General features: G+C 56.9%; 11 protein-coding genes. 5 read left to right on the top strand and 6 right to left on the bottom strand.

Annotated features, from left to right (window positions below):
• Positions 1-19: 19 nt before the first annotated feature.
• A complete protein-coding gene (locus tag ASE71_RS36275; RefSeq protein WP_244497383.1) occupies positions 20-334 on the top strand; it encodes a hypothetical protein in 315 nt (104 codons plus the stop codon).
• 124 nt (positions 335-458) lie between these two features.
• Here ASE71_RS36275 and ASE71_RS24535 read toward each other — a convergent pair whose 3' ends face one another.
• The 5 genes from ASE71_RS24535 to ASE71_RS24515 form a co-directional block, all read right to left on the bottom strand.
• Complete coding sequence (locus ASE71_RS24535; RefSeq protein WP_060520977.1) at positions 459-1,961, bottom strand: P-loop NTPase fold protein; 1,503 nt, start codon at positions 1,959-1,961, stop codon at positions 459-461.
• Between the two features lie 85 nt (positions 1,962-2,046).
• On the bottom strand, positions 2,047-2,691 hold the full coding sequence (locus tag ASE71_RS24530) for a hypothetical protein (RefSeq protein ID WP_060520976.1): 645 nt from the start codon (positions 2,689-2,691) through the stop codon (positions 2,047-2,049).
• Positions 2,688-3,644, bottom strand: coding sequence for an MvdC/MvdD family ATP grasp protein (locus ASE71_RS24525; RefSeq protein ID WP_060520978.1), 957 nt, complete (start codon positions 3,642-3,644; stop codon positions 2,688-2,690). The genes ASE71_RS24530 and ASE71_RS24525 overlap by 4 nt, the downstream gene beginning before the upstream one ends.
• A 5-nt stretch (positions 3,645-3,649) precedes the next feature.
• Positions 3,650-4,024: a hypothetical protein gene (locus tag ASE71_RS24520; RefSeq protein WP_060520975.1), complete on the bottom strand. Its 375-nt coding sequence runs from the start codon at positions 4,022-4,024 to the stop codon at positions 3,650-3,652.
• A 111-nt stretch (positions 4,025-4,135) separates the two neighbouring features.
• Complete coding sequence (locus tag ASE71_RS24515) at positions 4,136-5,251, bottom strand: metallophosphoesterase (protein WP_060520974.1); 1,116 nt, start codon at positions 5,249-5,251, stop codon at positions 4,136-4,138.
• A 111-nt stretch (positions 5,252-5,362) separates the two neighbouring features.
• Between ASE71_RS24515 and ASE71_RS24510 the strand changes: the two genes are divergently transcribed.
• Positions 5,363-6,286, top strand: coding sequence for a LysR family transcriptional regulator (locus ASE71_RS24510; protein WP_060520973.1), 924 nt, complete (start codon positions 5,363-5,365; stop codon positions 6,284-6,286).
• A 257-nt stretch (positions 6,287-6,543) separates the two neighbouring features.
• On the opposite strand, the gene ASE71_RS37090 is transcribed toward ASE71_RS24510, so the two are convergent.
• A complete protein-coding gene (locus tag ASE71_RS37090) occupies positions 6,544-7,320 on the bottom strand; it encodes a PIN domain-containing protein (protein ID WP_244496938.1) in 777 nt (258 codons plus the stop codon).
• A gap of 250 nt (positions 7,321-7,570) precedes the next feature.
• Between ASE71_RS37090 and ASE71_RS24500 the strand changes: the two genes are divergently transcribed.
• Genes ASE71_RS24500 through ASE71_RS24490 form a run of 3 tightly spaced genes read left to right on the top strand, consistent with a single transcriptional unit; the run spans position 7,571 to position 10,707 of the window.
• Complete coding sequence (locus ASE71_RS24500; RefSeq protein ID WP_060520972.1) at positions 7,571-8,185, top strand: hypothetical protein; 615 nt, start codon at positions 7,571-7,573, stop codon at positions 8,183-8,185.
• Between the two features lie 39 nt (positions 8,186-8,224).
• Entirely contained in the window at positions 8,225-10,135 is a 1,911-nt protein-coding gene (locus ASE71_RS24495) for an AAA family ATPase (RefSeq protein WP_060520971.1), read from the top strand.
• Complete coding sequence (locus ASE71_RS24490; protein ID WP_082566494.1) at positions 10,132-10,707, top strand: metallophosphoesterase; 576 nt, start codon at positions 10,132-10,134, stop codon at positions 10,705-10,707. The genes ASE71_RS24495 and ASE71_RS24490 overlap by 4 nt, the downstream gene beginning before the upstream one ends.
• The last annotated feature ends 30 nt before the right edge of the window (positions 10,708-10,737 follow it).

Here is a 10,737-nt window from a genome sequence, read left to right as displayed (position 1 = left end):
ATACAGCAACCCAAAACCGCTGGAGCAAACTCAAAACTGGATAAAACTTGGGGGCAAGGTCAATGTCGACAAGGTAATTCTCATACGCCACATGAATTATTTCGTTGAGGGCGCTGCGGAGCGGCCTCTAGCGGATCGCGAGCACGGAATGGACTTCGGTGGCCCACACGCCCTACCGAATGTCCTCTGCGAAGGGCACGGTGGTCGACCTATTCCACAATTCGTACTGGATGTCCTGCGCGCATATCCGCATGACGACCCCCGCCTTCGAATGTTCGCCGAATACAATCCGCAGGACATGATTTTCTGGTTCGGCGGGCTACCTCAAGAGTGACGTCGAACTCGTCGAAATGGCCTTCAGGGCCAGGGCGCTTGTTAAGAAAATCCTGAGATGAGGGAAGGCGCGGCTACCTAATAGATCCGTAGGTTTCCCGCATGTTTAATCAATGCCGGATACTTCAGCATGTCCCCCGTTCGCTTTCTCGCACAATGCTACTAAACCGAGCATGGTACTCCTGTTTGAGTTGCCCATAGATGTAGACTTCGGTGTACGATGGGACCACTGACCCAGTCGCGATCTTCTCTCTCAGGCTTTCGTAAATCGGCTGTTGCAGCCTTCGCAGGAACTCCGTGATCAGATCGCCGCGTTTGTTTAGCTGGTCGAACGGTTTGTGCCCTTCGAAAACGCCGACGTCGTTCTCGACCCAATCGGCTAATAGCGCTGCGTGCCGCCAAAGCCAGCCTTGTTGACCGAGATCGTCAATGTTCTTTCCCGATAGAAATCCGAAGATGAGAGGATACATCAGGCAGAGTTCAATCTTTCCTTTCTCTTGCCATGTGGTGGTTAGGCTCAGGAGAACATCTATCGACTGCTTGATGTCACGCAGGCTCATGCCAAAATGGTACGATGCCTTGGCGAGGAAACTGACGTGGTCTGGCTTGACCCCGGGAGACGCCCATAGCGTTTGGTCCACTCCGCTATCCAAGATCAACGCCTCAACAAGCTCGTCAACCGACGGCTTCGGCAACTGATAAGTACGCGAGAAGAAACGTTGAATGTACCGTTTGCTCTCAAAGCCGGCGCCGTATATCGCACGGATCGCTTGAGATATCTGCTCAGTATCGGTCGAGAGAACGAAAACCACGTCGTCCACGTCGAAGAGGTGCTTGATCCGCTCGAGCATCGTGATTGCGTAGGTTGGTCTGCACCTATCCAGTTCATCGATGAGAATAAAGAACGGGAGATGCATGCCAGTGTGGGCCTCGAAAACCCGAAGCAGGTCTGACAAACTGGCTTTAAAATTCGTAAGGCTCTGCTTTGCTTCCTCGAACTCGCGCATCTTCTTATCGGCAAAAGCATCGATAATGTTGTCGTTGACGAGGGCTACGGATTTTTCAATTTCTTCGACGGAACCGGCTGCAGCGTCGCGCGTGTGTTCCGGAGTGTAGGTCTGAACGACCTCGATGATCTCGTCGGCTCCTTCGGCGATAAGATACCGGCTCGCGCGTTTGGTTCCTCCCTTTAGAGCGGTCCAGAGGATCTTGCCTGCGTTGCTTTTAACAGCCTTGTAGACTTTCTTGAATCTAGTTTCGGAGCCTGGCTTTGGATTGTCTACGACGAACTGCTTGAAATACGCCTCTATTTCCGAAATCACTTGTGTATACGGGTCATCGCCGAAGTCGTTTTTCCAGGCATCAATGAAGACTGCTGGATGCCCGGCCTTCAGGATATCCTCGAATAGCCCGTTCATGAAAAACGTCTTGCCGTGGCCCCATTCGGCGTCAACGTTCAGTACATACGATCCTTTCCGCCCCGAACGTTTTCGCTCGTCGAGCCGAGCCACGATAAACCGAAGCAAAAACTCTGCGTCGTCCTGTCTGCCCAACAGGTCCGCATCCCAGACGCTTGGTTGGTCGATGGCGTGAGCTTTGTGGGGTTCGCTAGCTCGGTTCTCGCTCATATGGGCCTCGTTCGCGGTATCACATCTCGGATGCATTTATTGCCCGGCCGCAATCCGGCTGCAGGGCCTACCGTAATCTACGAGCTCATAATCGTATGAGCGTGATCCAGTTACACAAACTGCGGACGGGCTCCCAGGCTACGATGATCAGCACCAGCGAGATAAAGGTGACCAGAGCTCGAAGGATAAACTCGTGCGACTGCCTCACACACGTGGTCTTCCAGTTGACCATGTGCCTGTTGAGGCGGGTGGCGACAAGCAGTTCCGCGACAAGCTGCGACTTGCGATCAGGCTTGCCCCATATGTTTGCATAATCGATCGCGTCGACGCGATGATGCGCCATAACCCTGAATGTCCGGAAGGCCCACCAGGCCGCGCCAACTAGATATGCAGTGCTAGCCACAAACAAGGCAAACGTAGCAACCTGAAGGCTGGCAGTTAGCTTCACAAATTTCTCGGCGTAGAAACTCGTGCATAGGGGCAGTGCGATCGGCACGACGGCGGCAATCGCAGCGAGGTACATAGAAGCCTTCGTTTCGGCGCTCGTCCTGCGTTCCTTTTCAACGTCCCATAGGCTCTTGGCCTGGGTCAGGGCGAGTTCGTTGTCATTGTCCCAATTTGCAGCGCGGATGGTCACGACGTCTGCTGCGTCTTTCGCGTCCCTTGCCAACACTTCGGCGGGAGTTTGTCCGGCAATTGTCGGCCAGACGACGTCAACGAGTTCCCTCATGATGCGGCAATCCTTTCGAGCTCGTCGACGATCGCCGCGGAAATTGGGTATCCGGTTCGGTTTTCGATCCAAGCCCACTGTCCGTTCGGATTGCATTCCAAGAACCAATACTCACCTTGCTTGTCGCAGATCAGGTCGATCGCGCCGAAGCGGAGGCCAAGTGAACCTACCAGCTCTAAACACTTCGCTTCGATCTCAGCAGGCAGAGAGATAGGCTGGTGGACAAGTGTTGGGTTAGAACCGCGACGCCAATCGACCTTGGATTCGTCCGCGTCCTGCGAGTAAATTGCGACAGCGAACGCAAGCTTTCCAACAACCGTGACCCTGACGTCGAACGCCTTCTGGATTTCGACCTGATAGATCGCCGGGCAGGCGGCAATGGCGGCGGCGTCCTTTTCGTCCAACGTCGGGATGAGTGAAGTGAAGACTACGCTTCCTTCCGCTTGGTCTGATACAAGCGCGGATTTCAGAGGCTTTCCGATGATGCGTGCATTCTCAGCCAAGGCTTTGACTTCTTCAAACGCATTGGTGACAAGGCCTGTTGGGATTTTGAGGCCAAGCGTTACAGCCGTCATAAGTTGCCTCGGTTTGTCTTCCGCCAGAAGTATACTGCTGGGATGGGAGAGCCATCGTTCACCAAGGAACAAGTAGATGGACTTCAATAGAGCGCTCCACTCGCCCGCAGCGTGCACCCACGACCGTTCGTCTATCTCTTCGGACGGACGAAGCGGGGCCTCTGGCCGTCTGAAATATGCGGCCGAAACGTCGCGGAGGTTCAATAGTCGATCCGCTAACCTTATCTCAATGGAACGCTGTTGTGGTTCAATCGAAACAAGGCTCGTAGTTATGTGCTCCGTGTTGAGCCGCAAAAAATCGTGTCCTCGCCGCTTCATCTCGCGGACTACATAGTCGGTTGTGAGGTCGCGACAATTGGTGACGAGCAGGAACGTCATGCCGATCACATGAACGCACACGCGTCTTGACGCGTGTCGTCGCTTTCCAACTGCGCCTCCGTCTTGGTGGAAAGTTCGAGCGCGATCGCGGAAGCAATTGCCTGGTCGTCGGATTCTTGTCCCGAATCGGTTTTCGTCGCGAGCTCGAGCGCTCCGAAGTTGCGCTCGTCGTCTTGCTCCTGCCCAGCCGCCGTCTTCGTAACGAGCTCCAGGTGTGCGTTGGCTAGGTCGATAATGGGCCGAACCCCCGCAGCCGTCGCTACGACCCACATCTGCTCGCTTTCCGAGTAACTGCCTTCGATATCGCAGCCACCGGTCCGTTCGATGGCGAACCGGTGCAGAAAAGGCTTCACTGCAGAGGCGGAGGATGCGTTCGTCATTGCTGAGTCTCCAAATTGGCAGCCGATTATGTTCGTCGAACCTATATACTAAAGTGCACACCTCTAAGTGGTGAAATTCTTGTTGCGCTGAAACAATCCACGTCTATCTAGCTATCGCCGGCGGAGCTTGATCACCGTCAATTCCGACGGTTTGCCAAGGCGGATCGCGAATCCGATCCAGAGCGCTGTGCCGTTGTTGACATACAGCTCCATGTCGCCGACGGAGTAGCGACCGGACACAAAGCCGTTGTTGAATTGCGCGACCAAGCGGTCAAAGCCGAGGATCATTCCTCCGTGTGTATGGCCGGATAGCTGAAGATCGACGCCCGCACTCGCGGCTAGGCGAGCCTCTTTCGGCTGGTGATTGAGCAGGACGACCGGGGCGGAAGGAGGTGCGCCCTTGAGTGCCTTCACCAAGTCCGGGCCGGGTAGGCCAAACAGCGGCGCTGCGAGGTCGTTCACGCCTGCAAGAACGAGCGTCGCCCCGTTACGGGAAATCAAGACGTACTCGTTTGACAGGGTCGTCACTCCGAGGCTCGCGTACTGCTTCATCCAAGGGTCGTGACCAAAGTAGTATTCGTGGTTTCCTGGGATCGCGAAAACACCGTCTTTGGCCCGAAGCCTCTCGAGCGGAGCGATGTCCGCCTGACGCGCCTGCAGGTCGCCGTCGATCAGGTCCCCCGTAATGACGATGAGGTCGGCTTGCTGCGCATTCGTCCGTTCAACTGTCGCTTCCACCCACGGCGCATGAAAGAGCCTGCTGATGTGCAGGTCGGTCAGGTGGACTATGCGATAGCCGTCGAATTCTTCAGGCAAGCCCCTGATTGAAAGTTCGATCTCATTTACTGGTGGTACGCGGATGGCCTGGCTCACGCCGAAGGCGGCGAGGGCAATTGCGACCACGCCGCCTGCGTAGCGAATCCATGTCGGTATGAGTACGCGGCGACGCCGGAGTGCCGCAAGGGTCAGCGCTGTCAGGTCAAACAGCAACTGAAATACCGCAAGTAGAAGGATGATCCCGGAAATCCAGTTCGCTGCGATCATGACCTGCCGAGGCACCTCAGGCGAGAACATCGTGCCGAAAACCAGAAGGCTGATCAGACTGTGCTGGAATACAACCATCAGGAGGACTGCGGCCACAACCTTCCAAGCCTTCGGCCAGGGTAGAGGAAGGAGGAAGCGGATGATGACGAATAGGCAGAGAAGCGCTTTTGCTAGGTGAAACACATCAATTCCGTCGAGCTGAGACCAAGCGAGAGGCCTTCATACTCGATCCACGGAGGCTTCGGCGGTGAGTGGTTGTTGACAGAAGGGTGAACTGCCTTCACTTCATTCAAGATGTCCCAGCGTACGGAACTTGCCGACTTAGAGACTTTCATTGCGATCGCCCGCGCAGGAGGCTTCCGGAAAGCCGCCGCGATACGGGGAGTGTCGGGGTCCGCGTTGAGTCACGCGATGCGCGGCCTCGAGTCCCGTCTTGGCGTCCGCCTCTTTCACAGGACAAGCAGGAGCGTCAGTCTGACGGCCGCAGGCGAAATGCTGCTTTCCGAGCTGGAGCCGCAGTTCTCCGGCATTCAGACAGCACTGGACAAGCTTGGACGCTTCCGTGAGGGACCCAAGGGACGTGTCAGGATAACTGCACTCAGGGATGCCGCGCGCTTGTTGCTGGCTCCCCGAATGCCGAGTTTCAACCGGCTATATCCGGATATCGAGCTTGAGGTGTCGGTCGACGACCGCTTCGTCGACATGGTGGCTGATGGCTTCGACGCGGGCATTCGTTACGGCGGAACTGTTCCCGAAGGGATGATTGCCGCGCGGCTAACGCCCGAACTGGAGTGGGTCGTCGTAGGGTCCCCGGCGTACATCGCGGCGCACGGTCGCCCCAATGTTCCACAGGATCTCCTGGCGCACCAATGCATCCGGATCAGGACAGGGACCGATCGCATCTACCGCTGGGAGCTTGGCGACGGAGAGCGGGCGACCGTTCTCGATGTTCCAGGAACGATGACGCTCGGCGATTCCGAGCTTTCCATCGACATGGTCAAACAGGGGTGCGGTTTGTTCTACTGTTTGCGCGAGCGCGTAACGGACGAACTTGCCGTGGGGACGCTTGAAGTGGTCTTGCCCGAATGGGCTTCGTTGGGACCAGGGTTTCACGCCTACTATGTGTCGCATCGGCAAGTACCGTCGGCGTTGCGGACGTTTCTGGATCACCTGAAGAAGCCGATGAGCGAGATCCTCGATAGCATGGATCGCGTTTGAAGTTTCAGCCCGCGCGTCGCCGGTGTGCGCCGACTGAGACCGCGTGCAGCGCCAATCTTTCGCACGTATCAGTCCAGGGTTTGAAATACCCCGGTGCCTCGCCATAACGATCTGTTCCCAAGCTCCCGTCGTCAAGGTCGGGGCTGGGGGCGGCGTCAGTGGTTCTATAGCCCAGTATGTATGCGGTGAGTAGACTATGGGGATCACCTGCCGTGATCGTCAGGGCGACGCTCCGCACTGGTTGGCTGGCAGGGGTGCTATTGGGCGAGGGCGCCGTTATGTGGCCTGCTACTTGAGGTCAGTCCAAACCGGGGGAAGCGCGAATACCTCCAATGCCTGTGCGGAAAGTCTAAGCTTTCGTTCATGAAAAAGCTTTGAGGCGCGGCTGCTGGGTAGCGGCGTACCCGGGAGGGTCTCGGGTTTCTTCCGCGCGGTGCTTGCGGGTTTCGCGGCCTCTCACCAAGATCAAGCAGAACGCTGCGAGCGGTCGCCTCGGCCGTCAACCGACCATGCTGAGCGTTGCTCGTCGTCCCCGGAATAGATGCGTAGCACCTTGGCACCGCCCAAACACCGAAGGCCGGATTGTAGACGCCCGGCAGAGGAAAATACTCGTTAATTTGCTCGAAATCCTTCACGTCAAGTGTGGCAATCGGCATCTCGTAAACGATCGAGGTGGCGGCGATGAAGAGGTCCTGGCCGGGCTTCTTTCGATCCGCTCGGGGATCCGCGTACCAAAGATGGGTCAAGGGGCGGCAGCACATAAGCTTCCCCAATACCCGAGCTACCTGGGGCGTCGGAACCGGATATTCGAATTCGGTACCAAGGATGCCATCGAGCCAATCCCACAACTCCTGAGCCTTGGCTGGATCGGTTCTGCTTTTTTCAACGATCCCAGTCTCAACTTCCAGAATAGCGGCAAATGGTATTGCCAGTCGCGTTTGCGCGCGCAGCCACTGCGCCACCACGGGGTGAGGTTTCTGTTTGCTTGCGTTGCTGAGGATGTTCGTATCGAGCAGGAAGATGTCGTCGGCCATGCTTGCGGTCCCGCGTCAGCCAATACATGCCTCCACGGTCGCCTGTTATGGTTAATGCAGTGTAAAATCCGGGATGGACACGCACTCAACTTGGCCCTGCGGAAGTATTTTGAGGAGGCAAGAGTTGACATTGGTTTGTTTGTTCTCTATATGTTCCGATCATGATCAAGCTCGACCTTTTCCCGATACGAATACGTTGAACGCTACCGCGGAAGCGGAGGTGTCCATTCGGTTTGTATAGAGGTCAGAGATGGCATCCCAGTATCATGTACAGCAGCCGCGGCGTGCGATCGGCACCCGCCCGCAGTTTTCCACAAACCGTCCTTCCGTCAAGGGGCCGGCGTTCGCCAAATACAGGTCGAAGATGGCGCGCGACTTAGCTTGCATTCTGGACCTGAATTCGAGCGTAACGTCGTGGGCTTGCAGTCCGCTTCCCTTGGTCACCGGGCACAGCGAACACGTGCCGGACTTCTGGATGCGAGATACCGATGGCGTCTCGTGGCTCTTGGACGCTCCGGATCGCAAGCTGTCATGCAATCCGGAGGTTCTTCTGGATGCCGCATTGGCAGAGGGCCGGCGTTATAGATTGGTCGATAGCTCCGAAATCTATGACGGCTTCCGCTTGCGGAATGCGAAGGATTTGCTGCGATATTCCGGACACAATGCCTCGCTGGGAGACCGGGTGCGGCTTCTGTCCGCCCTCGAGGAACATGGATCGCTTTCTTTCGCGGATTGCCTTCGGGCCATCCACGAGACCCAACCTGTCGCCGCTCTTGCTTCGTTGATCCTTCACGGTTTTGTCGAGGTGGAATTGGACGATAGACTGATCGGTCCAGAAACGATGGTTAGGCGAATACGGGCCTGAGCCTTCCCTTCGCCATTCCCCCTATCATCGAGGCTCATCATGACATTCAAGTTGAGAAAGCGGGACACTCTCCCGAAGAACCTGGCTACCGTTGTCGCGGCATTCGGCATTGAGAGCGCGATTCGGCATCTACTTCGCAAACCAGACACTCGTTTTGTCGCAGCAATTGCTGTCCCGGATGCGAGCGATTTGGAGGTTTACCAGTTCGCTGCTCGGCAGCTCCTGGATGTCACCAATGCCCTTGATGACGCGGGAATGCGCACTGCTTTTGTTGATGTGGCGTCGGATTTTGCACGGCCGAGCACCGACTTGCTTTCGACGTTCTATCACGTCCGTCGAGCGATTTTGTTCTGCACTGACGAAACCGAGATCTCGTCGGACCTTGGTATACTGATCGACTGCCGGGTAGCCTTGAAGCCACCCACGGCGCGGCACTTCCGCGCGGCCGCGCAGCAGCTCGGTCTCCAAATGAGTGAAGCTGAATCCGATTTTCTGACAACTAAGGGCCTTCAGCAGCTTAGACTGGCGATCCGGCCGGGGAGATCGGTCGCGCGTATTGTCCGACAGTTGCAGGTCGCGACAGCGCCAGAAGATGCTCCTCCGAGACGTCGCGACAGAAGCGACGTCCGTCTTGAGGAACTGGCAGGCTACGGTGAAGCAAAAGCCTGGGGTCTGCAACTTGCCAAGGATATCGGGGCATGGAAGCGCGGTGGGATCGATTGGTCTGACGTCGACCGTGGCATCCTTTTGAGCGGTCCCCCAGGGAGCGGAAAGACGACGTTTGCACGTGCTCTTGCAAATAGCTGTGATGTCCCACTCCTCCATGCCTCGGCTGCGTCGTGGCAGGCTCGCGGACACCTCGGAGACATGCTCAAGGCTATGCGGAAGTCCTTTTCCGACGCATTTCAGCAACGCCCTTCGATCCTCTTTCTCGACGAGTTTGACTCCTTTGGCGACCGCGACAGTGGGGTCGACCATCAGCACCACGACTACAAACGCCAAGTTATCAACGGACTGCTGGAATGCCTCGATCCGATCGACGGACGCGATGGCGTCGTGATCATCGGCGCAACGAACAAGCCCGACGCGATTGATCCGGCACTGCTGAGACCAGGACGGATCGACAAGGTCGTTTCCATTGTCTTGCCGGACAGTGAAAGCCGGATGGCGATCCTTCGATATCATCTCCCTGACGCCGTCCTCGGCGACTTCGCCGAGTTTGTCAGAAAGTCGGAAGGGTGGTCGGGCGCAGACATCGAGAAGCTTGCGCGAGAAGCGCGACGAATTGCCCGAGCGGCCGGCAGCAAAAGCGTGACGGAGGAAGACCTGCACGCTGCACTCCCTCCGACTGTGGTCTTTACTGAGGAAGAACGGTTTCGTCTGGCGGTTCACGAGATCGGACATGCGATCGTTGGAAATGAGTTGCAGCCGCACGCGCTCGTCAAGGTCTCAATCGACGGCGAAAGGCCCGCAGCGAGCGGTTGGCGGCGGATTGGTGCGACCGAGTTTCGGAGCCAGAGCCCCGCGCTGGCGACGGCGAAATTCTACTCCGATCACATCACGATCTTTCTCGCCGGCATGGCTGCCGAGCGGATCGTGTTCGGCGATCATTCAGCTGCCGCGGGCGGTGGCCCTGAGGCCGATCTCTGTGTCGCCACAGATTTCGCCACCATGATGGAGCGGAGCTTCGGCTTCGGGGACGAACTGCTCACCGAGATGGGGTCGGGGCGACGTCCCCTGGAAAATCTGCGCCGGGGCGACCTCATTTTACGACGGGCGGTGCAAAAGCGGTTGCAAGCCGGTCTCGATGACGCGACTGAAATCCTGTTGTCGAAACGCGCCGCGCTGGACAGCCTCGCTTCACAGTTGTCGCAGCAACTGGAATTGACGGCCGAAGACGTGCGAAAGGTTTGCTCACTGCCGCCGCGTCTGGAGGACGGCGCACCATGAAGGCTTGGATCGTTTCCGACTTGCATCTGGAGTTCGGCGAGGCCTTCTCCGTTTCGCCGCCACGTGACGCCGACATTCTGATCTGCGCTGGCGATCTCCTTACTAAGGGGATCGTCCCGAGTATCGAATGGCTCGGGGCCAACATTGCTCCTTCGATCCCGGTCGTATTTGTCGCTGGGAACCATGAATACTATGGCGACTCTGTTCAGGAAAGCATCCGGAAGGGTCGGCTGCTTCTTGAAAGATACCGGAATGTTCACTTCCTCGAAAACGAGGTGGTGGCCATCGGGAACGTGAACTTTGTTGGGGGAACCCTCTGGACTGACTTTCGTCTCTCTAGCAAGGACCCGGAAATTGCAATGGCAGCTGCCCAGACGGGCATGAACGATTACCGAAAGATCAAGTACTCGAAGCAGCCTTATCGGAAGTTCAAACCAATCCACGCCTATCGAATGCACCAGGAGACACGGGCATTCCTAGCAACATCTTTGAGTGCTGCGCATACCCACAAAACTGTGGTCGTCACCCATCATGCGCCGTTGACCTTGCCCCCAAGTTTTATCCAGTTTTGAGTTTGCTCCAGCGGTTTTGGGTTGCTGTAT

Origin of the sequence: Ensifer sp. Root954 (assembly GCF_001429005.1) — a bacterium.
Taxonomy (GTDB): domain Bacteria; phylum Pseudomonadota; class Alphaproteobacteria; order Rhizobiales; family Rhizobiaceae; genus Ensifer; species Ensifer adhaerens.
The sequence above is the reverse complement of the archived record's forward strand: the minus strand, read 5'-3'. Positions and strand labels throughout refer to the sequence as shown.